Below are 23,758 nucleotides of genomic sequence, written 5' to 3'. Positions count from 1 at the left end.
GGCAGAAAATTAGCGGCGGATAACGATTCAACGCAGGTGATACAGGCCTTTGCTTCGAGGATCACAGAAGTAAAAAAACATAATTACTTAATTTAAAAACGTAATAGATTCTTCCAGGTCAACTGTGTCAGAAAGTGTTTCACCTACACAAAACAAACCGGAGTCTGCTTAGAATGAGTAAAAACATAATGCACAGTCGGCATGATGAATATCATAAATTAACCCGCGGAGAACGAATTGGTTATGGCATGGGCGACTTTGCGCAAAACCTGGTTTTCGGCACCATTGGGGGTTTTCTGGCTTTGCATATGCTGACGGTAAATACCATCAGCACGGCAACGGCAGGCTTTATTTTTCTTTTTGTCCGCATCATTAATGTGTTTTGGGATCCGATGGTCGGAACTTACGTGGATAAACGAACCTCGAAGGCAGGGAAATATCGTCCCTGGCTGTTACGAGCCGGCGTGCCGCTGGTGATCCTGTCGGCATTACTGTTCGCGCCCATCCCCGGAGTGAAAGGTTCGGTGGCTTTCGCCTTTATTATTTATCTGGCGCTGGACCTGGTTTATTCCTTAGTCAATATTCCCTATGGCTCGCTGAATGCGTCGCTGACCCGCGACCCGGAATCGATCGATAAGCTGACCAGTACCCGTATGATGCTGGCCAACAGCGCCAACCTGCTGGTCTATACCCTGTTCCCGATGTTTGTGCAGATGGCGGCGCCGAAAGATCGCAGCCTGAAAGACACCGGCTTTTTCGGCCTTGAGCTGAATCTGGGCAACTATACCGATCCGTCGGCGAACTACGCTTGGTTCGGCGTGTACGCCATCTATATGATCATCGGCGCGGTGGCCCTGTTTATCTGTTATAAATTCACCAAAGAACGCGTTGTCGCGACCGCCGAGCAGACCGCCAACGTCAAAACCACCGACCTTTTCCACGAGCTCAGACATAACCGCCCGCTGGTTATTCTCGGCATGTTCTTTATGCTGGCCTTTACCTTCATGTTCTTTATGAACACCGTTAACGGCTTCTTCAACCAGTACGTCGTCGGCCACTCCGAATGGATGGGCGCGGTGGGTCTCGTCGCGTCTATTCCCGGCATCGCCTTCCCGATTTTCTGGCCGAAACTGAAAAAAATCTTTGGTAAAAAAGGCTTCTTCCATCTGTTCCTCGCCATGTTCATCGTCGGCGAACTGCTGACCTACGTCTGGTCCCGCGAAGGGATGCACGACGCCCTGTGGCTGGCCTACATCGCCACCTTTATTAAACAGTGGGGCTTAACCTCCGCCACCGGCTTTATGTGGGCGCTGGTACCGGAAGTTATCGCGTACGGCGAATTAAAATCGGGCAAACGCAATGCCGCCATTATCAATGCCATTATGGGACTCTTCTTCAAGATCGGCTTCACCATCGGCGGCGCTATCCCGCTGTGGCTGCTGGCGGTGTATGGATTTAATGAAAGCGGCGCCGTGCAGAGCGCCAGCGCCATCGACGGGATCATTATGACCGCGGTGTGGATCCCGATTGCGCTGGCCGCTATTTCGATGGTGATCATGCAGGTTTATCCGATCTCCGATAAACATGTTACCGACATCAACCGTCAGCTGGATGAGATCCGCGTGTAGTTAAAAAAATTATAAATCAGACCGATTCGTCACTTTCCATTTTAAAAGGTGTAATGAAATGTCACTTATTCAAAACCCGATATTACGCGGCTTTAATGCCGACCCCAGTATTATTCGCGTCGAGGATACGTACTATATTGCCAACTCGACGTTTGAGTGGTTCCCGGGCGTGCGTTTACATGAGTCGAAAGACCTGAAAAACTGGAACCTGCTGCCTTCGCCGCTCTCCACCACCACCCTGCTGGACATGAAGGGCAACCCCTCCTCCGGGGGCATTTGGGCACCGGCGCTCTCCTGGGCCGATGGGCAATTCTGGTTAGTGTATACCGATGTGAAGGTCACCGAAGGCGCCTTTAAAGACATGACCAACTACCTGACCACCGCGAAGGATATTCGGGGGCCGTGGAGCGACCCGATCAAGCTGAACGGCGTCGGGTTTGACGCCTCGCTGTTCCATGACGACGATGGCCGGAAATATATCGTCCAGCAAACCTGGGATCACCGGGAGTACCATCACCCCTTCGATGGCATTACCTTAACGGAGCTAGATACCAAAACGCTGAAGTTAATGCCGGAAACCGCGCGCACCATCTACCGCGGCACCGCCGTGGCGCTGGTCGAGGGGCCGCACCTCTATAAACTGAACGGCTACTACTATCTGTTTGCCGCCCAGGGCGGCACCGTGTTTACCCACCAGGAGGTGGTGGCGCGGTCGAAAACCCTCGAGGCCGACAGCTTCGAAACCGAACCGGGCGACGTGTTCTTAACCAACGTCGACACGCCGGACAGCTACATCCAGAAACAGGGCCATGGCGCGCTGGTCTCCACTCCGGAAGGCGAATGGTATTACGCCTCGCTCTGCGCCCGCCCGTGGAATCGCCCGGGGGAATCCATCTACGACCCGCGCGGCTGGTCAACCCTCGGCCGGGAAACCTCGATCCAGAAAGTGTACTGGGACGACGAAGGCTGGCCGCGTATTGAAGGCGGTCACGGCGGGAAGACCTTCGTCGAAGGGCCGAAAGACGCCATCTTCACCGAAAGCCCCAGCGATAATAGCCAGCAGGATGACTTTACGTCGCCAGCGCTCGACCCGAACTGGAATACCCTGCGGGTGCCGTTTACGGCCAAAATGGGCACCACCGGCAACGGCAAATTAACCTTAATCGGCCAGGGTTCGTTAGCCAATACCCATGACCTGTCGCTGATTGCCCGTCGCTGGCAGGCCTTCTATTTTGACGCCGCGGTGAAGGTGAAATTCGAGCCCTTCAGCTATCAGCAGATGGCCGGATTAACGAATTACTATAACGACCGCCACTGGAGCTTCGTCTTCCTGACCTGGAATGAAATTAACGGCAAGGTCATCGAAGTTGGCGAAAATAACCGCGGAAAATACACGTCGTACCTGAAAGATAACGCCATCAAGGTGCCGGACGGCGTGGAATACGTCTGGTTCCGGACCAAAGTCCGCAAGCAGACCTACAGCTATGAATACAGCTTCGATGGCGTGACCTTCACCGAGATCCCGGTCCAGCTGGATGCCGCAGTGCTGTCCGATGACTATGTGTTGCAGAGCTATGGCGGGTTCTTTACCGGGGCGTTCGTCGGCCTGGCGGCGGTAGACTACGCCGGGTACGGCACCCAGGCTGAGTTTTATCAGTTCGAGTATCAGGAACTGGGCGATAGGTTAGCGGCCGATGGCAGCTACAGCTGGGAGGCTGGCGAGACGCGGGATAAGTAACAGTGTGTGAGCCCACGCTACCGGTAAGGTAGCGTGGGGTTAGTGGTGTGTTTGATGTAATTAAAGCGAGAGCTGTCGGATGTCAGTCTGCAGGGCGCAGCCGGGCCTTCAGCTCTTCGGGAGTAAACGGCGGATCTCGCCGGTGCAGCATTGCATGGCAGTTGGGACATACCGGGATCAGATCGGTTTCTGGGTTCAGACGGTAGTCCTGCTTTATCCCGGACAGCGGAATGAGATGGTGGATATGGATAAAGCCCTGGCCGATATCGCCATAGCGGCTGGCCATATCCAGACCGCATACCTTACACTGGCAGCCGTGCAGGCGAAGCGCCGCCTGACGAGCCTGACGGTCGCGCTCATAGCGATTGACCACCACCTGCATCGCCGCCCCTTCCACGTACTCCATGGTCGTCTGCCCCTCATCGGGGAAACGCGCAACCTCGTCATCGCCAGCGCCCTGCGACGCGATCGTAAATCCTTGCTCCAGTAACAGACGCACGCATTTGGATTTAATCCCCCCGCTGAAATCCGCCGGGGTAAATTCCGTCCCCGTCTCAAGCGTGGCCGCTAACCCGACGATGGCTTTTGAAGGATACCGACGCCCCTCAAACTCGATCTCATACAGACGCGCGCTTTTAAACTGATGCGCAACGCCTGCATCGTAAGCGCGAATGGCGGCGATGATGCATTCCTTGGATAAATGGTCCGGTAGTTTTTTCATAAGACATAGCTATCTGATGGCGCGAAGCTTGAGTATAAATAGAAAGCTATGGGCTTTTCGAACAAATAACTGGCAGTGATAGTTAAATAGCGATCCACGTAGAATCGCCGCATCTGGTAGGTTGATCGGCAAGGATTTTGCGAGCATCATCGCATTTATTTAGCTGCCAATGTAACGCTATGCCCTCCAGCACGACCCTGCAACACGCGATCGAGAACATCACCATCTGGCGCAAAGGCGAACAGCGTGCACCGCATAAGCCACTGCTGCTGCTGTACGTCCTCTCACAGTACCAGCGCGGCCATGCGCGGATGTTCGACTACGCCTCGGAGATACGTGATGAGCTGCATAGCCTGCTGGAACGCTTTGGCCCGCAGCGCCGCCAGTACCGGCCGGACATGCCCTTCTGGCGCCTGAAAGGCGACGGCTTCTGGGAGCTGCACAACAGCGAACAGTGTTCAACCCAGGGCAGCCGACAGCCGTCCGGCAAAGAGCTGGAGCTCTGCCACGTCGCCGGCGGCTTTGATGAGCCGCATTTTGCGCTACTCAACAGAAATAAGAAGCTGATCAATACCCTCGCCCATCAGATCCTCGAGGCGCATTTCCCGGAGAGTATTCAGGAAGAGCTGGCTGAAGAGATGGGGTTTGATCTGCAGCAGATCCGTAAAGAGCGCGACCCGCATTTTCGCCAGCAGGTGCTGCGCGCCTATAACTATGAGTGCGCGATCTGCGGCTTCAATATGCGCCATGATAATACCTCTGTCGCCCTGGAAGCGGCCCATATTAAATGGAAGCAGCACGGCGGCCCCTGCGAAATCCCTAACGGCCTGGCGCTCTGCGCGATTCACCATAAGGCTTTTGATAAGGGATCCATTGGTCTGGATGAGGATATGCGCATCCAGGTTTCGCCGGCGGTGAACGGCGGGGGCATCGTTGGCAGGCTGTTCTGGGATTTTGATGGTAAGCCGATTACCTTGCCGCAGGGGAAAGAATGTTATCCCCAGGAGGGGTTTGTGGCGTGGCACCGGCGGGAGGTGTTCAGGGGATGAGGGGGATGGTGTGTGAGGTTTAATGTTGAGCGTAGGGTTTAGGGATTTTGAATGTGTTTCGGAGAGGATTTCGGGGTTGATCAATGATTGGTCATTGTTAGATTAAAAGACTTACTTAATGATTTTTTAGATATTGATGTTTGTGAGTTGGTACGAAGGCCGGACTCGCACATAAATATTAACCTCATGATTTAAAAAATATAATTAAAAACACTTTCATTTTATACCAACACAGATACCAACACGAAAATTCATTGTTCTTGGGTATCGAACCCGGACAAACATGACTGAGTTGTATTAGCTCAGATGTGGCCTGACACAGCTATGACACAGATCTAAACCTAATCTGACGGGCAGCTCTGTGCCAGGAGCGGACCTTAAAACATCACAGTGTGGTATCGAATGAAAGGGGCAAATGTATACATGTAAGCCCCCCTGCATTTTTAGGATAATAAAGAATTCTATTTATACACACTCCACTTTTCAGCGGCACGAACTAGTCCACAGCTTGTTCTTCACTACCGTCTTGAGTGGCAGGAATAGGGTTAACTGAGTTCCACCATGTATTGAATGTTATTTTTAAAGCTAACCACCATGCATAAATAGCGAAGGGGGAATTGCATCCATCCTCATCTAGCAGCCCATGAGCCAATTCGTTCCGCAAATTTGGACCAAAGGCGTTACAGAACAACGATTCGAATTCAAAGACAAGATCTTTGCCAAATACTTGCACGGCCTCTGGCAATCCCATCAACGTGCTCATACCATTTTCGTTCTCGATACCATCCTTGTCGAGATTAGTGGTCTTGGCTCCTGCTTGTTTAAGATGCATTCGCACCAAGTGTTCTATCTGAGGGATCAATAAATGAAGCGCGGTAACAAAATCACGTTCGTAACCTGCAAAGAGTGCCTTTCCAAAAAGGCCAACTCGGTCTTTAGGCACAATGGGAGAAGAGCGAGCTAACTCGATAAAATCACTTTCGCGCAACCGATGCTCAAGCAAAAGTATTTCAAGAGCAGGCCAGATGTCGGCTTGAACGACAATATTAACTAAGATTCCATAATCACGAATCATCTCAGCTCGAATAGCAATTTCATCTTCCTCTGACAATTCCTTACCGAGCCCCATAGCTGGACGTTTAGCAATGACTCTACCATCACCACTCATCACTGTTGCCGCAAACAATGATTGTAAGGGATGTTGACGCATTCTTTCCAATGCACTTTTGCGCATTTTATCTGCATTTACGCCACGATATATGTTCGCAAATGCGAGCAACGCATTTTCTGCAGATTTCCCTGTGACAGATTCCCTCGCGTTTTCGATGAGCTGAGTAAGATCTACTCCACGAGTTTGAAATACACTCATCTCTCCTAGAGCTCTCTCTCCAGAATAATTTAGGTGGGTTCGCAACTCGGCAATTCGCTCATCGACCTGATAAACCGAGCGTACGGCCCGAGGAACTGTTCTGTATATCTGAATGGCATTTTCATAAAAGCTCGCCGCCACCATGTGGCTAGGGCTTTCAGATGCGGTTCGCTCAACGGCTTCTTTTACCCATCCTTCAGCGAGTAATACTGTCATTTCTGCAGCTTTTGCCTCGTCAGGAATCAACTTATACCAACTGGCAGCAGCAGAAAAATACTCCCTCGACTTATGCAAATCCCCCTCATCATCAAACTCGCGAGCCAGTATTTCTAGCTTCGTAGAGATATCCGTCAGATTTGACAACCCTAAACGGTTCGATTTTAGAAGGTCAGCCAACCACAATCCAAGAAAACCGTCGGCTCGGATAGACGCATTAAACGCAGCAACAATTGCCGTCTCTATTTGCTGGAGTCTATCACCAGCTCCGTCTCTAAGCATTCGGGCCAAGACTATGGCGCGAGGCCAACAGTCTCGTCCTCCATGTAGCCATGTTTCAGTGTCTAGAGGAAGACTGCGGTAAGCATCGATAGCCTTCAGGGCGAATCGGATATTACGTGGTTTGCTCTTCAACCAAACTAAATCACTGAGTCGTGCTTTCAGCCAATCATTGTCTACCTCATCAATGATATCAGCGAAGAATTGAATATCTGAATTAGAAAGATCATCAGGAATAACTGACCTGCGGTCATGGTAGACAGCATAAGGTTTGAAGGGTTCATTAGGACTTGATAGCGAAAGCATCATCGAACAGGCATCTGCAAGCAACCATAATACCTTTCCATTTTCAATTCTCCCCTGATCAATAGCCTCACGCGCAGCACTCGACAGTGCTTGCCACATAGCTGGATAACCCTCACGGGTAGCTTGCGCAATTGAATCCTTCCAGTTTGAAGCATTGAAGTCCTGAAGCGAAATAACTAAGTCCACTGGGTAGCGTTCGTTCATCATCAGTAATCTCCTTTGACCGATGCAACATTCATTCGTAGTACACCAAAAATTTGTTATGAATTGCAGATAATCATCTTGCCACTTCAGAGTCATTTGCTCCAAGAAAATGTCCGCTCCTCGCTCTCAGCGGACCTACAGCTCAGTTAGATCGTCCGCTCTGTGCCAAAAGCGGAAGTTGGAGATTATCTGCATACCGAAAAATGGCTACGTAAACCGTGGCGATTCAGACAGTTGAATGCGAGCTGAGATATAAACTAACAATTTGTTTTAGCTGGTTAAGAAACGTTCTGGCAATGCGAATCTGTGAACCCGAAGCTATATCTATGTAACAATCAAACATGAGATCTACCAGATATTTTTTGTCAGGTGCTGAGTTACAATGCATGTAACTTATGTAATCGGTAACATGACTTAATGGCTTCGATCAGAGATGTAGCAACGAAAGCGGGCGTTTCAACCGCCACGGTATCAAGGGTGATTAACAACCACCCTAGCGTGACAGCACAAACCCGCCGGGCAGTACACGAAGCGATGGATTTTCTCTGCTATGTTCCCAACAGAAATGCCGTTTTACTGAGTGGAAAATGCTCTGGTCTGATAGGGGTCGTGGTGCCGAATTTAATTAACCCGCATTTCTGCGAACTTCTGGCCTCCCTTGAGGAAGAAGCGCGATACGTCGGGAAATCGGTCATTATTAAAACTCATCAAAACCAGCCATTTCAGGACAAGCAAATAGTCAGAACATTGGCCGGGATGGGCATTGAGGCATTGATTTGGGTGCCGACTGAAGCCGAATCCTCCTTGTCGGAGTGGCTGATAAACACCGGTATTCATACCGCAGTGGTAACACAAAATTCGCGTTTCTTTAATTCGGTTTGCAACAATCAGGAACGCGGAGCAGAAACAATAGCCGAACATTTTATCGATATCGGCCGTATCCGCCCAGGTTTTATTGGTCAGGATGGCGTAGACAACCGTAAAATGTCAGCCTTCTGCAAAAGAGTACTCAGTCACGGTCACTTGGTGGAAAAACACCATGGTTACTGGATACCGAAAGGTGACGGCGAAATTAACCGGGGACATATCCACTCGCTGGACAATATTGTGGACAAAATAATTTCTCAGGGCGAAAAAATAAACTGTCTGTTTATTTATAACGATGTTGCCGCAAGCTACGTGATTGAGCGTCTGAGACGTAAAGGGATTAATATTCCTGAAGATATTGCGGTGGCTAGTTTTGATAATACTATTATTGCGCAAATGATGAACATCACCAGCATTGCCCAGCCTATTAATGAAATGGGCAAACTAGCATTCGAATTGATCAACCGCAGAGAAACAAAAGACAGCATCGATTCAGTGGAGTTAACGACCCGACTGATTGTCCGTGAAAGTAGCCTGGGTATGACAATAATCAAGAATTAACTCGAGTTTTTTACACATCAAATATTAATCGACTTTATAAATTCTGCCGAAGGTGGAAGGTATGCACCTGAAAAAAATTCATATCTATTAAATAAAGAGTAATCACCATGAAAAAATTAGTATTGCCCGCAGCATCAGGCACGCGGTTTGATCTGTGGCTGAAGAAAAATCACGACTTGCGTTCGCCGTTACTACAATTTTCGGTGGGCGGAAAAATAGTCTATGCCATTAAAAAAGCGGCTGAATATTATCAATATTTCACCTGGACTCACTATTCTGATGAACCGATATCGATTGAATGGAATGATGACGCTGCAGATATTTCGTTATTTTACTTTTGGCAACCCGAAACGGTGCACCGGGTTGGGATAACGTACCTGGTCGGCGAAGCCGATACGTTACGTGCGGTGGGACAAGGTGAGATGGCGGCCTGGTACGGGCAAGAGCCGTTGCGCCCGGCGCTGCACTTTTCACCTTTTAGCCGCTGGATGAATGACCCTAACGGGTTGTGCAAAATTGGCGATACCTATCATCTTTTCTATCAATTTCATCCGCATAGCACCGAATGGGGGCCAATGCACTGGGGGCATGCCACCAGTGACGATCTCTATCATTGGCGTCACTATCCTGTGTTTTTACAGCCAGAGCAGAATCTTGAAGCTCTTGGCGCGACCGGAGGGGCATTTTCCGGTACCGCTTTTCAGGATAACGACGGCAATACCCGGTTCTACTTCACCGAACGTTTACCTGCTTACGATCTGTATGCCGGTTATCGAGAAGTTCAGAAGTGCGCCCGACCTGGCCGCTGGCTGGATAAAGTGGAATCCGTTAAGCAAGTGTTGAGCGAACTGCCCGAGGGAGTTAGCTGCGATTTCCGCGATCCGAAAGTCTGGTTTGACAAACAACAGCAGCGTTATTTTATGTTACTGGGTGCTGCGGTGGACAACGATCCTGCGGTGTTGCTTTTCACCTCGCCAAACGGCGATGACTGGGTATTTGACCACGTGCTCTATCGGGCAGATAAAACGTTCAGCCATCACGGAGGGCGTTGTGTGGAATGCCCTGACTTTTTCCCGATTGGGGATAAATGGGTGTTAATCATGGGGATCGTGGGCTATACGGAAGCGAAAACCGGCCGACATAACCTGCTTTATGCTCTGACCGGCGAGTTCAGTCAGGGGCGCTTTATCCCGGATGATAAAGCATTGCAGACGCTTGACTTCGGTACGGATTTTTATGCATTGCAAACATTCCGCGATGAGGGAAAGACCCTTGGTTTTGCGTGGTTGTACAACTGGGCCAGCAAGAAGACCGCTGATTCAGTCTACAACGGTGAAATGTCGCTGCCGCGCCAGTTTACACTTAATGATGCCGGTCAGGTGTGTATGCTCCCCGTGTCGCCGCCACCCTCTTGTGTCATCCAACAACACGAACATCTCCACGCATGCTCTGAAGGACAGTTACAGCTCCGTCTTGATGTGTGGCAATCATTCTCGCTACAGCTTAAAGGAGATGAGATCACCCAGTTACGCCTGACGTTGCAGGGCGAAAATGACCAGCATATAACGCTGCGCTATAACGAAAATATGCTGACGCTACAGGCAGTAGGCCTGGACGATATGCGCTACAGCGTTTACGTGGATGAGCTCAACGAACTGGTGCTGTTCTTTGATGCGGGCATTGTTGAGGTATTTGCCAACCAGGGTAGCCAGTGTGGCACGCGTCGCTATTTCCATATCAGTGCATGCCAGCACCTCGCCCTGGAATACAACTCGTCCGCGACGCTCACTACAGTGTTGCTATCACAATATCGTACGACATGGAGTCAGTAATAATGAGCTTAGAAACAACCATTAATTGTCAGAGTATTGTCTGCCTGGGCGAACTGTTGATTGATTTTGTTTGTACCGACATCGATCAGGGGCTGGTAAAAGGCGAGAACTTCCTCAAGAAAGCAGGCGGTGCACCGTCAAACGTTGCGGTAGCGATTACCCGTCTGGGGGGGAATGTTCGGCTGGCTGCACAGGTAGGAAACGATCCTTTTGGCGAGTTTTTGATAGAGACGTTGCGTCAGGAATCAGTGGATACCACTCTGATTATTCGCGATAACGCCCTTCCCACAACGCTGGCTTTTGTGGGGATCCAACACGACGGCGAGCGCGATTTTGTATTCTGCCGTGGGGCTGATCGCAATTTATCACTGCAAAGTTTGCCTGCTGACTTTCTCAGTGGTAGTAGGATCGTTCACCTCGGGGCGGCCACTGGCTTAATGGACGGAGAGTTTTATGAGACCTACGCCACGATCGCACGTCGGGCGAAAGAGCAGGGAAAAATGCTCTCTTTCGACCCTAACTTTCGCAGTGGATTGTGGGGAGGTAACGAAGCAGAATTTATTCGCCGCTGCGACCCCTTCCTGAATATGGCCGATATGGTCAAAATGAGTGAAGAAGAACTGGAACTTATTACCGGCCAGACTGACAGGGTTCAGGGATGTCGATATTTACACGACCGGGGAGCCAACTTTGTCACCATCACCCTCGGCAGCCAGGGAACCTGGGCCAGTCATCGAAACGGGGAGCAAACACTGGTTCCTTCTATTTCGGTTAAATCTGTCGATTCAACGGGAGCTGGAGACGCTTTTGTTGGCGCACTGCTACTGCGCTTTACGCAGCGGGATAGCCGAGCGATAACCTTTGATGATTTCACGGCGGATGTCACATGGGCCAACAAAGTTGGTGCCTTAACCTGTACGCGCTTCGGCGCAATCGACGCTATTCCAACGTTGGCTAAACTGGTGTAAACGTCGAGAATAGTCCGGTATTTTTTTCTGGCATAAAAAAGGGGAGCTTTTAAAGCTCCCCTTTTTTCATCGATAGACTCAGATAAAAATCTATACGCCGCCAGGAACAGGGGTTGGTCGGAATGCATTTACCGTCTTGTCGAGAACGACCTGAGCATCACTCCCCGAGTCCAGAACAATATTTTGCACCGACTCTGTCTCGACCTGCACCATGGTGACCTCAAGCTGTGTCAGGTCCCTGACCGACAGCATAGAACTCACCTGTGCCTCGAAACAGGAATTTGTTTTCGCCGTCTGGTTACCTGCCGCAGTGGTCGTCGCCACAATACGGTTGTCAGAAATATAATTTCCACTGCCTGAAATCACACGGATGATAACCGGTTTGGCCCCGAGTGGCTTAATATACTGCGCGTCGATAGATTCTGAAATATGATTAGCAATCAAAGAGTTATTATTACCGTTAATATACAGAAGGCCATATAAATCATCTAAACCGTTATCATAGGCTTGCATCGGTTCCCAGGGCTCATGCTCACGGAAGAAATGGTTAGAAGACACCAGAACTTCGGCGCATTGATTATCAAGCACCAGCATACCGGGATAAAACGAGTGCAGCCTGTTGCTGCTTATTGTCGAGCGCACCACGTTGGAGAAATGAACACTGCTTGAACCACGAGGGAAGACATTATTGGCGGTGACTAACAGGCCTGCAAAGTTCTCAGCATAAATAGAATAACCTTTGTACCCGGCACCGATCAGGTTATCAGTGATTTTTGACGCCTGCCCTGACCCACGCAGTTCAATACAGTTTCCGCATTCGGCAATAAAATTATCATGTACTGACAGGGCATCAGCATCATAGCTTGTGAAGCCGTGTTCTAAATACACAAAGCCCATACCATTTATGCGGAATGAGTCCTGGGCGCTGGCGATATAAATACCTGTTTTACCATTCACATAAGTATTTTCAGGATCGTCATTACCTGAGCCATCATCGACAAAGTGCAAACCATCAATACAGAAATTGGTGAATTCAACGGAGCTGATACGTGGATCGCCATCGCGTTTTACGTAAAACGCAGCCCCCAGATATTCTTCATCACCCGCCTGCGGCGACAAATCAACCATGACACGACTGCCTCCTGGCCACACTTCATGCCAGTTTGAGGTGTCAGGGGTATTGAACCGAATACTTGAGGAGGTGAAACCATGGCCGGAGCCCATGATTTTAAGAAAACTGATGTCAATTAAGACCTGCGTTTTCAGATGGTAATCTCCCGGTGGAATATAGATAACCGCCCCCGGTTTCCCGCTTTCATCAACATCAACCGCCGTTTGTTTCGTTTTAATATCAGCGATGATACTGTTGATAACTTCGCCAATATCGCTAAATGGATTGCCAACATCCCATTCTGTTACATCATAATAATTTTCACTGGACATCAATTGAATTCTCCTGAATCACTAACACACAATTAAACCGCGCGGCACCCTACATAAAGGATGCCGCTTGTTTTTCAAAATTATTGTGAGGGTTGATTTGCCGGGGTGCTAGTCGGTACCGCAGGTTGTGCACGGCCATTTTCCAGTCCGCGCTTTGCCAGATCGACTTTTATTCTTTCGAGGAAGACATCGTTTAACTTAAAGTAACGTGCCATATATGCGCTGACAAAATAGCTTAGCATTGGCATGAGCGAGAACATGATGATAATCCACTGGATCGTCTCATGATTTTGCTGCGGCTGATTGGCAACGTAACCGGTTGATGCCAAAACCCAGGCAACGATAGCCCCAGCCACGGCCAGACCCATTTTCAACATAAACAGATTGCCCGCAAAGGAGATGCCGGTCAGGCGTTTGCCAAATTTCCAGTCACCGTAATCATCCACATCAGACATCATGGCCCACAGAATCGGTCCTGACTGAATTAAATGCAGAATATTAATGATGATAAACAGTGTTAACAACGGTGTCAGTGACGCAGGGTTAACAAACCACAATGCGAACGACAGTATCCCCAGAATAACGTTGAGTACGCGAAAGAGCTTAATTTTATCGAAGCGGTCGGTAAGTGGCTTGGCAATGACGCTTCCCAACATATTGCACGCGACCCCCAGCGCCATAAAGAAGGTAATAAACCCAACAGAGGCATGCATGACATAGGTTGCATAATAAATTGTCACCGCCCCGCGAATAAAAGCCGGGAAGACGTTAAGGAAGGTGATGGAGATCATCAACAGCCATTGATCATTTTTAATGATATCTTTCAGGTCACGCTTTAACGAATCATTGGCATTAACTGAAACAACGCGTTCCTTAATGCTGGAGAAACAGAAAAGGAACATTAAGGTTGCAGCCCCCCCCATAATCACCATTGTCATCTGAAAACCAGAAGCCCGACTACCACCTCCCAGCCAGTCGGTCAGGGGTAAAATAGTTGAGGAGACGATAAGGGTTGCCAGACCATTAAGGAAGAAACGCCATGACAAACAGCTCATCCGCTCTTTCTGATTAAGCGTAATCACACCCGCGACAGAGCAATATGGAATATTGATGGCGGTATAGATTAAGGACATGACTAAATAGGTCACCCAGGCATAAATGATTTTCCCGTTCATGCTCAGATCGGGTGTAGAGAACATCAATACTGCACCCAGGCCAAAGGGAATAGCCATCCACAATATCCAGGGTCTGAATTTACCCCAACGGCTTTGGGTACGATCGCAAATTGCACCCATGACGGGGTCGCTAAACGCATCAATAACACGAATGACCAAAAATAACGTTCCTACAATCGCGGGATCCAGCCCGTAAACATCGGTATAGAACCAGGTCAGATAAAGTGCCAGAACGCTCCAGATCATACAGGAACCTGCATCACCCATGCCGTAGCCGACCTTTTCTCTCAAACTCAGCTTCCCATAAGCACTCTGCTTTTCAATAACTGAAGCAGGCATACACACCTCATTGCATAGACATGAATATGAGGTACTGACCGTGACGGCAGTACCGACGAAATAAAGGAGAGTTTGACCATTGCGGATATGTAAAAACGCATGATGCCCTAACAATAGCGTCTACTATAGAGAGGGATGAAAGCGAAAAATGTAAGCAAGAGCACATGTCTTTTCGTTACATAAAAAACGGATGCTGGTCACTATTGGGCAGGATCATCTACCGGGACGGGGCAGTCCATAGACTTGTGTAAGTTGATGCTAATGGCCTAATCATTTAACTTCCGCTCATCGCTCCCCGTCAAAGCGGTTAAGCTTTACCATATCGTGCGAATCACGCTCTCGCGTTTTGCCTATTTGTTAATTCTTAAGCCTGCAATGGCGAAATTCTGTCAGCAATACCCGGGTATACAGCTGGAAATATCGGTCTATGACGGTACCGTGAATATTATCGAAGAGCGTTTTGATCTGGGGATCCGTTTTGGCGATATTCTTGAAGGCGGGGTGGTGGCGCGGCCGTTGACGAAACCCTTTCGTGAAGGATTATATGCATCCTCAGCTTATATCAGCGAGCATGGAATGCCTGAGGTGCCGGCAGACCTCAGTCAACACAAGCTGATTGGCTACCGTTTTATCACTAACAACCGCATCCTTCCGTTGCTCCTGAACGACCACGGAGAGCAACTGACGGTTGAGATGCCCGGGCAGTTAATCAGCAACGATATTGATGTTATGGCTGACGGGATCAGTAACGGACTGGGAATTGGACGCCTGTTTGAACCCATTTGGCAGTTACAGCCCGACAGGGAACACTTTATCCCCGTGATGGAGAGCTACTGGAAAACCTACCCGCCAGTCTATCTCTATTACCCCAAAAACGCGGGTAAAACGAAAAGAGTGAAGGCCCTGATTGATTTTTTGATAACCACTTCAATGGGGTGATTCACAGGCTTACCCTAACGTCCGCTTCTCGCTCAAAGTAGACTGTCAGATTTGATTGTGTGCTGCCAGCGAAAACCGTCAGATCAAGTCGCGACTAATACACATTATCTCTCATTTGGCAGGCAACATACCTGGATAGTGCTTCGCCACAATGTCATTCATCTTCTCCACCAGATCCAGACGCTTAAACGTGATATGCCCACTACCCTTCTGAAAGTAGCGAATGATGAACAAATCGTCCTCGAAAACCTGCTCAAGGGGATTGTCGCGCACAAAGTTCATAAACCGAATAGAGATATCATGCCGGTTGTCGGGAATGGTTTTACCATCCAACAGGTACAGCATCCGCTCCAGCTCGGCGAGCTGATCACGCCGCCAGCCCCAGTTCAGACTAAAACCCCATTTGTCGTACTTCACCAAGCTATTAACGATAATCCTCTTACCGAAGTAGCGGGGATTATTGGTTTTATAGTCCCAGCTTAGTCCTTTGAACACATTGATAATGCCGCGTTCAAAAACGTCCTGCTTGTTATGGTGCAACTGCTCAAAGGTACTCATGATATTGGCTTCACTAATGGCCGGAAGATCGCCCTCCTCCAGATCCTTTGCCCACTGGTTGCGAGCCTCGGCATCCATCAACGACAACATCCCCGATTTCAGCATCAAGTCACGCCAGATGCTGCGGTCAATATTGCGGGTGATGACTGGCATCGCTTTGTTCACCGGCTGCATCAGCCAGCAGTCGTATGAATGCCCCTGACGCATGGCCCAGTGGTTTGCCACGTTTCCACCAATGCTGGAAGTTAGTCGGGAGATCTCATCAAGTTTTTGGATCAGCGTTTCTATCTGACCCAGCGCAGCATTACGTCCTGTGACGATGCGTTCAATACTGGTGGAGCAAATCAGCTCATTATGATCGGTTAAAATTTCAGCTTCTGTTTGCATGGTATTTTGTCCGTAAAAAGCAAACACGCCCGCCGGGAATGGCAGGCGCATTATGCAATGAGTTAATAAGGAAATAAGATTGGTGATGTAATTCGGGAAGACGGCTCGCAAGATTCAGCGTATCGAAGGATGAGGGCTTTGCCGCAACAGGCCGGTTACCTGCCGCGCCCGCAAAATATCCACTGCGCCCAGATAAGGGGACTGCTCCTGACAGTTAAACCCTCTGCGATCGATACGAACCAGTTCGTACTTTTCCACCAGAAAGTTAACAGCATCAGCCAGCGTAATACCGGCGTTGATATGTTCCTGAATAACGGTTTCATCGCTGAACGGCGTGTCATTCAGGGTAAGGCCATAATGTTGCTCCAGCAGACGGGTAAGTAGCATCTGCCAGACCGTCACGGGAGAGGGGCACGGCTTAGCCGCCCGCTGAGTTGTTGCAGGTAAGGTTTTCATTTTTTCTCGCGTGTGAAAAAGGTTTAACGTTGAGTGGGATAAATAACGATGTAGACGTAACCACAACTACCGAGAGTATCGGCTTCACAGGTGAAAGCGTTGTGGTAGAGAGTGACGCTGTGCGCATGACGGGGATTAAGTTCGCCAGTGCTCAGCATCAGTTCCATCTGGCGGATAAAATGCGGGAATGCTTCTTCCAGCTTCTGACATTCGGCATCAACAAATTTACCGGTGATATTGGCCCGGTCAGCCAGGTAGTGCAGTCGGTTGCCTTCCTGTACCAGCCTTGCGCCAAAATTCGGTGTGAAACTTCGCTTTAATCCCCACTGTATGGCATCAGTCAGTGGCATCTTTTGCCCTCCTTCATAACCAGCCTCGTTCGGCAAATGAAACCACTGTCATGCCTCCGACTATGCAGTGATCCAGCACCCGGATTTCTACCAGCGACAGCGCCTTTACCAGTCTGGCGGTAATCTGTCTGTCGGCCTGGCTGGGCTCAGCTTCACCGGAGGGATGGTTGTGGGCAAAAAGCACGGCGGCTGCATTATGGCGAAGGGCTGATTTCACCACTTCACGGGGATGCACTTCCGTACTGTTGATAGTGCCGGTAAACAGGGTTTCGTGAGTAATTAACTGATTTTGCTGGTTAAGGTACAGCACTAAAAACACCTCGCGCTCCAGCCCGGTCATTTTCAGGCGCAGCCAGTCCCTGACAACCGTTGTGGACGTGAACGACGCGCCAGGCTCGCGCAGATGGTGTTCAAGCAGCGACAGAGCACGCTGAACAGTTCGCCGGGTTGTCAGCGGTAGTTCCTGCGGTATTGATAAATTGAAAGTCATACCTTGTATCCTCAGTCGATAATGCGCATGATGGCGGAGCATTCCTGATGGCGCAGAGCATACTCACGCAGACGATAAAAGTGCGCTGTCATGGCATCGCACCCGGTACGGCAGGCATGATGGCTGTACTCGATAAGACAGACGGTAATTCCGGCGGCCTCTGCACTCATTTGCGCATCATTGCCATTCATGCTGTTAAAGAGTTGCCATTGCGCATCGCGGACAGTATCCGGCACCATAAAAGCGCCGCCATTGCTGAGCGTGTAAAAATTCCAGATACCCCCGATGTAATCCGCACAGAAACGGTCCATCCAGGCGAAGATGCGCGGCTCCAGTAATATCCACTGTGGAATCGTGCCAAAATGCTGCGGCCAAAAGCCGGGGCGTTGTTCATCTGCGACAGGCGTGGCGAAAATAGTGTCTGACGATAAGGTGGCGTCAGTAATTGCAGTATTCATGATTAATCACTCCTAAAATAAAAAAGCCAGCCGGTCAGGGCTGGCGTGATGATGAGTCGTTAAATCAGGTCGTTAAAACGCGGTGAGACCGTCATCTCTGCCTGCGTTTACGGATAGTGTTGTGGTGGGTGATGCAATGAGTAGGACGGCATAAAAGCAAAAAGGCCATGCTTCCCGATGGAGGCACGGCCTTTATGGCTGAGTCAGAAACAATACCAGGGGGTTATTGCCCCATGTACTCCACCTTTGCACCGGTGGCGTTACCATCAGATCCTACAGTAACAACGATTTTATCGTAGGTGCGGTAAGCGGCATTGTAGACTTCATATACCACCGTATTTCCCTTCACTTCATAGCTGCCAAAATCAGCGGCGTCTGCCGTTTCACGGTCATATTCTTTCGTGTACGCCTGTCTGGCCGCTTTCATTACCGAACCTTTGTTTACTTTCAGCGGCTTGTTCCCGGTGACTTCTGCTGATACGCCTGCAAGGGCGCTGACATATTTCGGGCAAACCTGGAGCATATCGCCACGAGTAAATTTCATTTGTGTGCCAAAGACCTGTACGCTGGAAATATCCTGACCGGCAATTGATTCAATGGCTTTCCTGGCTGCGGCGGGAGCCTGCCCACCTTCGATTTCAACAGCTTTATAGCCGGTCTGTTGATTACATATCTGAGAGGTGCGGATCAGATTCCCATTAATGCTGATACGGCTTCCCATCAGTTCCTGCTGGCCGTTGGGGCAAACCTGCAACTGGCCGAAGATACCAATAGTGTCTTTTTTCAGCATAACCAGCGCCTGACCGTCTTCCGTCATGGTCTGACACCATCCGTTTTTCACCATCCAGTTGCCTGCTTGCGCAGAGACAGAGGCGGCGGAGAGAAAAAGAGCAATTATTGTTCTGGTTTTCATAAATCACCTGTGGCTTGGCAGCAGAGGTCAGGAGAGAACCACTGCATAAGTTATTAATCAGTCAACATCTGTCAAAAGAGCAGGAAAACGGCGCTAAACGAGCCAGGATATCCTTACTTTTTGATAGGTTAAGACGATCAATTCATGGATATCGAAAGTTATTATTGATAGATAATAACGATCAATTTCTTATTATTGATCGTTTATACAGATCGATATATTCTTTTATGACATACACTGCCCCTGAAAAAGTGGAACGTTTGACCATAAGGCGCGTGCCCAGGGAAATTCATAGAGTCCAGGAAAGAGAGGAACAACGGATGTCAGGAACAGTACAGATTGAGCCGTTTAATGCAGAATTTCTGACCAGAGAGAAACTGCACGACCTGATTTTTTACCGGAAAAGTTTTGATATCACGAATGTTGCCGATATCAGTGAAACCGTCAAAAGAGTGGAGTACGCGATTGAACATCAGCAGAAGAAATTAACCTGCCGTGTATACACCGAATACAGAAGCACAGCGGTCGCAGGCTCCCTGTGGTCACCAACAGCACTTCTGGGAGCAGTGAGCGCCGCTGCAATCGGTGTCCATAATCTGGCGACATGGAACCCGGACTATGAAATTGGTAAGAATTACGTTAAACGAACCTTATCCGTAAGGTATAAAAAGTAACGGGTTTACATCTGTCCGTGGCTGAGTCTGTCCGGTTCAGCCAAAAATCCTCTCCCATAATTCAGACGCAAGCTGTACCAGTTTTTCCCGCAACCTCCTCAGCAACAAGCTCCAGCCAGCAGGCAGACGCTCAGAAGCGATCACCGTGTCAAAAGCCGAACCGGCTATTTCACCAAAACGCTGGCGTACTGCAACATCACTCTCCTCCGTATGATTTTCTGGCTTTAACTGGCAATAAAAAGCGCTACTGGCCTGTACAGGTAACGCATGTATCATTAGTTCCACCAGAGCATGCAGGTTGTAGCCGGTATGTGCTGAAACGGCCATCACAGGGAAAGAGGATGGTAACTGACCAGCAATCTGCGAACTGATAACCGCAAGTGAAAGGCACTGCTCAGTTGAAGGAACTGTCTGTCCGGCAAGTTCTGGCAATGGAGGAATGCGGTCTGCCTGGCTGATGACAAACAGGAAACGGGAAGCATCCGCGCCATAAGCAAGCAGTGACCGGTGCGTGACGATATCGACCGCACGCGCACGATCATCAGCACGCAGGACCCAGATAATCAAATCCAGCTCCGTCAGCAACTTCTGATACAGCGCCGAATATTCCGCATCGTATTCCGGTGTCTCGCCCACACCAGGCAAATCCACCAGTGTCATACTACGCTCGCCCACGGTGAGCACTATCCGCTGGGGTTCACGGGTACAGCCCAGCAAATCGCTGGTCAGACATACCGGTTGTTGAAACAGGGCGTTGCAAAGCGAACTCTTACCCGCTCCACTTTTGCCCATAATGCCAATCACGGGCTCGTAGTTGATGGCGTGTTGCAGGCGGGAAAGAATACGTTCGGTCGTTTGTTGGGGTAAGAAATTAAGGCAGGCACGCAGGATATCACTGGTATCCTGCGATTCGGGGGTTTGGGACATGTTTTACTCCTGTGAAAAGCAAAGCCGGAAGGAAATCAACCGGCTATTCACATAAGTAATATAGACATGAAATTTAGTGGGGCTATTGTTTTTTCTTTAATAAAGATATTTTATATTCATTGGGATTGTTTTTATATTTTACATATTCATCATTAATCAGCCCTTCAATAAATTTATTTATATTGACACCATGCAATTTAACCAACTCTTTGAGTTCCCTACGGGTTTTTATAGAAATCTCAGTATTAAGGTTGAAGCTTTTCTTTTTATCTCGTCGCCCGCGCTGCTGAAACGCTTTTTTCATGTTATCCAGAAGTAATTTTTTATCCTGACAATCAATTTTATTCCCCCGTATAACCCAGCAATCAATTGCCCCCATGATCGCAATATATTTCTCATTTGCATCTGTGGGCTTAAACCAAAAAAGGATGTTATCATTGACATCCTTCCTTTTTAATAAATAATCCCACGCCCATTCAATACCCTCATAGTCTTTTTTCTTTAACCATTTAAATTGTCGAACAGGGCTAATCAAGTGAAGCCAGATACTACGAATATGTTCGAATGACTCTTTAATTTGGATAGGATTGAAGAAATCCGAGAGTTTATTGAAGAAGGTAATAATTAATCGACTCCTTTCAGCGGAACTGACGGGATTATCCGGAAGCCCAAAAAAAGAGTATAAACAAGGAACCCCTGAATCCCAGCCATTTTGCAACTTTAATTCTGGCAAATTGAGACGGCTATTTGATGCAGTGCGGATATATATCCAAAACCAGAAAATAGCTCGCTCATTGGCATCTCCTTTTAACCACCTAAAATCAACATCACTAAGGTAGGGATCTTCACCTCCATTTAAGACTTGCTTTTTAGGAATAGTATTTTCCTGAGCCAATATCTGCCGCATTACACGTTCTATCGCAGGGTCATTTTGATTTCCTTCAGCCACCAGAGTAGCAGGAGAAAGATCTACATCTGCGCACTCATGCTTACTATCACCGCCAGGAAGTTGCTTCACCTCTGATGCCTGCAATAAAGAACTTTCCTTGTTATTTTCAGGACTGGCAGAAGTTGATGGCCGCTCAGTCGAAATCATTTCTTTCTGTGATAATTCATTAGAGAATAATTTTCCAAAAGCATCTAAATGACTATCCTTATCATTCTTATTCATGATAAATACCTGTATTTAAATACACTATACTAAGTATTTAAAATGTATTTTTACTGGAGTCAACAAGTTAGTTTAATGTAATGCTAATTCTGAGGGTAAGCCCACAACAGAAGGGTTAAAATCTAAAAAAACACCAGGCCATTATGGTTTTTCGCTCTCGTAATCATCGGCAAACACTATACGCATTCTTCAAAAGAATTTTCAGGCATATCAGCGAGGGCATCATGCTAAAGGCGACATCAATGGGTTGTAGGTTTAGGCAGATGTAACTTTCTACTTCCGAGCTCATAGTATGAGATAGATGCCCGTTACTCTCCCATCGACAACAGGCTCTCTCCCAACTCAACACCACCATACGGGAGCATCGCTATGACCAGCCAAACGACTTTGCCATTAACTAAAATCCTGGATTCAAAATCAGTATTGAATGATCAGCTCGTCGACATGGCATTTATCACTGCCTACACCAATATGACCGACAAATGGTTCTATAGATTAATTTCTGAAAATGCGTTCCCAGCACCAATTAAACTTGGCCGAAGCTCTCGTTGGCTAAAAAGTGAAGTTGAAGCCTGGATGACAGAACGGATTAAAAATTCAAGAGGACAGTAATTATTAATCTTTAGAAAAGACCTTGAATCTTAGTTACGAATGAAACATGCAAAAATCAATTAAATATCGATTTCAAATGACAGAGGTTACATAGAAACAAAACTAGCTGCATCTAGAATTGCATCAAATAATTTAATTTGGGTTTTTTAGTATAATTAATACTCTCCCCAGACTTACATTTAGTATCTATCCAATCTATTCACTAAACATCATTACGTATCGTACTTACCCTTATCACGTACACTGAAGATATTTTATCTGCACTCCCCCATCATCTAACAACGTTAAAAAAAACAGGTCTAACCTATGAATAATAGTCACCAATATAACCCATCATGGAATCCAAACTGGTTTCTTTCAGTAATTCTAGATAATCATATCGATGCAATGGTAGCCAGATATTCTTGTTTACTAACATTACGCCTAGACTTCTTTTATAAAAAGGATACCCCTCGCTACTTACATCAAGATCATCATGCACTTGAGCGTAACCTGCGATTATTGATGAATAAAATGATGCAAAAAGATGCTATTGTGGGCTATTTCTGGGTCATTGAATGGACAGCCGATCATGGCTTCCATGCACATGCTGCATACTGGCTGGATGGGCATCAAACGCAAAGATCCTATCCTTTTGCACAGCAGGCAGGAGAATTCTGGAAGCAATTAACCCAACAGGAGGGCTATTTTAATATATGCCAGTTTAAAGAACCTTATAAAGCCGATATCAATATTCCCGTGCGTTATAATGAACCCGCCAGCATTCTAAATATTCGTCGAGTATTGAGCTATCTGACAAAAGAGGAGCAAAAAGAGGGGCTCTGTTCATACGGATGCAATGAAGTCCCACAACGTCCAATGTCAGGGAGGCCTCGTAAAGCGATGGGCACTATTTCTGAAAATTAGTACCGAACCGTTCAATCGCTTGTTCCACAAACACATAGAAAGGCTCGCAGGTATTTGAGTTTCAGGTAAATGTTAACAGTCTGAAACGTATGCTTTCATCTGCGCCTTCTGTATCATTGCTGCCAGTGCAGTACCATGAGACAACATTCAACAGTAATGTTGTTTAGTGAATAAATCTGGGCTCACTTTGTCAGCCAAATTAGTGTGATATCCTTTCCAGAA

Annotated in this window: 21 protein-coding genes and 1 pseudogene; 10 read left to right on the top strand and 12 right to left on the bottom strand. The window is 48.1% G+C overall.

All coding sequences use genetic code 11. The features are described from left to right. Nucleotides 1–188: 188 nt before the first annotated feature. A complete protein-coding gene (locus tag ABLU73_RS21225; protein WP_072206957.1) occupies nucleotides 189–1,628 on the top strand; it encodes an MFS transporter in 1,440 nt (479 codons plus the stop codon). 58 nt (nucleotides 1,629–1,686) lie between these two features. Beyond that, nucleotides 1,687–3,366: a glycoside hydrolase family 43 protein gene (locus ABLU73_RS21220; protein ID WP_080841799.1), complete on the top strand. Its 1,680-nt coding sequence runs from the start codon at nucleotides 1,687–1,689 to the stop codon at nucleotides 3,364–3,366. A gap of 82 nt (nucleotides 3,367–3,448) precedes the next feature. Here the strand turns inward: ABLU73_RS21220 and ABLU73_RS21215 are convergent, their stop codons facing one another. Beyond that, on the bottom strand, nucleotides 3,449–4,087 hold the full coding sequence (locus ABLU73_RS21215) for an HNH endonuclease (protein WP_264924776.1): 639 nt from the start codon (nucleotides 4,085–4,087) through the stop codon (nucleotides 3,449–3,451). A 179-nt stretch (nucleotides 4,088–4,266) separates the two neighbouring features. On the opposite strand from ABLU73_RS21215, the gene ABLU73_RS21210 reads away from it, so the two are divergent. Further along, nucleotides 4,267–5,136: a phosphorothioated DNA-binding restriction endonuclease gene (locus ABLU73_RS21210; RefSeq protein WP_264924777.1), complete on the top strand. Its 870-nt coding sequence runs from the start codon at nucleotides 4,267–4,269 to the stop codon at nucleotides 5,134–5,136. Between the two features lie 496 nt (nucleotides 5,137–5,632). Here the strand turns inward: ABLU73_RS21210 and ABLU73_RS21205 are convergent, their stop codons facing one another. Then, nucleotides 5,633–7,513: a DUF4209 domain-containing protein gene (locus tag ABLU73_RS21205; protein WP_117363022.1), complete on the bottom strand. Its 1,881-nt coding sequence runs from the start codon at nucleotides 7,511–7,513 to the stop codon at nucleotides 5,633–5,635. Between the two features lie 414 nt (nucleotides 7,514–7,927). On the opposite strand from ABLU73_RS21205, the gene ABLU73_RS21200 reads away from it, so the two are divergent. From ABLU73_RS21200 to ABLU73_RS21190, 3 genes are all read left to right on the top strand, one after another. After that, nucleotides 7,928–8,938 carry a LacI family DNA-binding transcriptional regulator gene (locus tag ABLU73_RS21200; RefSeq protein WP_165708263.1) on the top strand — a complete coding sequence of 337 codons (1,011 nt, stop codon included), beginning with the start codon at nucleotides 7,928–7,930 and terminating at the stop codon, nucleotides 8,936–8,938. A 107-nt stretch (nucleotides 8,939–9,045) separates the two neighbouring features. Further along, nucleotides 9,046–10,770, top strand: coding sequence for a GH32 C-terminal domain-containing protein (locus ABLU73_RS21195; protein ID WP_348850428.1), 1,725 nt, complete (start codon nucleotides 9,046–9,048; stop codon nucleotides 10,768–10,770). Between the two features lie 2 nt (nucleotides 10,771–10,772). Further along, complete coding sequence (locus tag ABLU73_RS21190) at nucleotides 10,773–11,738, top strand: carbohydrate kinase (RefSeq protein ID WP_165708259.1); 966 nt, start codon at nucleotides 10,773–10,775, stop codon at nucleotides 11,736–11,738. 90 nt (nucleotides 11,739–11,828) lie between these two features. Here ABLU73_RS21190 and ABLU73_RS21185 read toward each other — a convergent pair whose 3' ends face one another. Further along, on the bottom strand, nucleotides 11,829–13,181 hold the full coding sequence (locus tag ABLU73_RS21185; protein ID WP_165708257.1) for a NosD domain-containing protein: 1,353 nt from the start codon (nucleotides 13,179–13,181) through the stop codon (nucleotides 11,829–11,831). Nucleotides 13,182–13,261: 80 nt separating this feature from the next. Next, nucleotides 13,262–14,695 carry an MFS transporter gene (locus tag ABLU73_RS21180; RefSeq protein WP_165708256.1) on the bottom strand — a complete coding sequence of 478 codons (1,434 nt, stop codon included), beginning with the start codon at nucleotides 14,693–14,695 and terminating at the stop codon, nucleotides 13,262–13,264. A gap of 324 nt (nucleotides 14,696–15,019) precedes the next feature. Here ABLU73_RS21180 and ABLU73_RS21175 point away from each other — a divergent pair. Beyond that, a pseudogene (locus tag ABLU73_RS21175) lies at nucleotides 15,020–15,634 on the top strand (LysR substrate-binding domain-containing protein); the annotation flags it as partial. Nucleotides 15,635–15,745: 111 nt separating this feature from the next. Here ABLU73_RS21175 and ABLU73_RS21170 read toward each other — a convergent pair. From ABLU73_RS21170 to ABLU73_RS21145, 6 genes are all read right to left on the bottom strand, one after another. Next, nucleotides 15,746–16,579: a DUF4942 domain-containing protein gene (locus tag ABLU73_RS21170; protein WP_165708254.1), complete on the bottom strand. Its 834-nt coding sequence runs from the start codon at nucleotides 16,577–16,579 to the stop codon at nucleotides 15,746–15,748. 114 nt (nucleotides 16,580–16,693) lie between these two features. Further along, complete coding sequence (locus tag ABLU73_RS21165) at nucleotides 16,694–17,035, bottom strand: TA system toxin CbtA family protein (RefSeq protein WP_130951580.1); 342 nt, start codon at nucleotides 17,033–17,035, stop codon at nucleotides 16,694–16,696. A gap of 23 nt (nucleotides 17,036–17,058) precedes the next feature. Further along, a complete protein-coding gene (locus ABLU73_RS21160) occupies nucleotides 17,059–17,385 on the bottom strand; it encodes a type IV toxin-antitoxin system YeeU family antitoxin (RefSeq protein ID WP_040189932.1) in 327 nt (108 codons plus the stop codon). 13 nt (nucleotides 17,386–17,398) lie between these two features. Further along, a complete protein-coding gene (radC, locus tag ABLU73_RS21155; protein ID WP_045411015.1) occupies nucleotides 17,399–17,875 on the bottom strand; it encodes a DNA repair protein RadC in 477 nt (158 codons plus the stop codon). 11 nt (nucleotides 17,876–17,886) lie between these two features. Continuing rightward, on the bottom strand, nucleotides 17,887–18,333 hold the full coding sequence (locus ABLU73_RS21150) for an antirestriction protein (protein ID WP_048964040.1): 447 nt from the start codon (nucleotides 18,331–18,333) through the stop codon (nucleotides 17,887–17,889). Nucleotides 18,334–18,556: 223 nt separating this feature from the next. After that, nucleotides 18,557–19,246 carry a hypothetical protein gene (locus ABLU73_RS21145; RefSeq protein WP_165708252.1) on the bottom strand — a complete coding sequence of 230 codons (690 nt, stop codon included), beginning with the start codon at nucleotides 19,244–19,246 and terminating at the stop codon, nucleotides 18,557–18,559. A gap of 320 nt (nucleotides 19,247–19,566) precedes the next feature. Between ABLU73_RS21145 and ABLU73_RS21140 the strand changes: the two genes are divergently transcribed. Continuing rightward, nucleotides 19,567–19,920, top strand: coding sequence for a hypothetical protein (locus ABLU73_RS21140; protein WP_165708250.1), 354 nt, complete (start codon nucleotides 19,567–19,569; stop codon nucleotides 19,918–19,920). Between the two features lie 36 nt (nucleotides 19,921–19,956). On the opposite strand, the gene ABLU73_RS21135 is transcribed toward ABLU73_RS21140, so the two are convergent. Continuing rightward, nucleotides 19,957–20,847 (bottom strand): YfjP family GTPase, encoded by an 891-nt coding sequence (locus tag ABLU73_RS21135; protein WP_165708248.1) that lies wholly within the window; start codon nucleotides 20,845–20,847, stop codon nucleotides 19,957–19,959. A gap of 82 nt (nucleotides 20,848–20,929) precedes the next feature. Then, nucleotides 20,930–22,018: a hypothetical protein gene (locus ABLU73_RS21130; protein ID WP_165708246.1), complete on the bottom strand. Its 1,089-nt coding sequence runs from the start codon at nucleotides 22,016–22,018 to the stop codon at nucleotides 20,930–20,932. 369 nt (nucleotides 22,019–22,387) lie between these two features. Between ABLU73_RS21130 and ABLU73_RS21125 the strand changes: the two genes are divergently transcribed. Both ABLU73_RS21125 and ABLU73_RS21120 read left to right on the top strand, forming a co-directional pair. Next, nucleotides 22,388–22,630 (top strand): AlpA family phage regulatory protein, encoded by a 243-nt coding sequence (locus tag ABLU73_RS21125; protein ID WP_038434587.1) that lies wholly within the window; start codon nucleotides 22,388–22,390, stop codon nucleotides 22,628–22,630. A gap of 306 nt (nucleotides 22,631–22,936) precedes the next feature. Next, nucleotides 22,937–23,536 (top strand): inovirus-type Gp2 protein, encoded by a 600-nt coding sequence (locus ABLU73_RS21120; protein WP_165708244.1) that lies wholly within the window; start codon nucleotides 22,937–22,939, stop codon nucleotides 23,534–23,536. Nucleotides 23,537–23,758: the final 222 nt, after the last annotated feature.

The sequence above is a fragment of the Klebsiella sp. GG_Kp175 genome, assembly GCF_040062325.1.
Lineage (GTDB): Bacteria > Pseudomonadota > Gammaproteobacteria > Enterobacterales > Enterobacteriaceae > Klebsiella > Klebsiella quasipneumoniae.
This window is presented reverse-complemented; position numbering and strand designations above follow the sequence as displayed.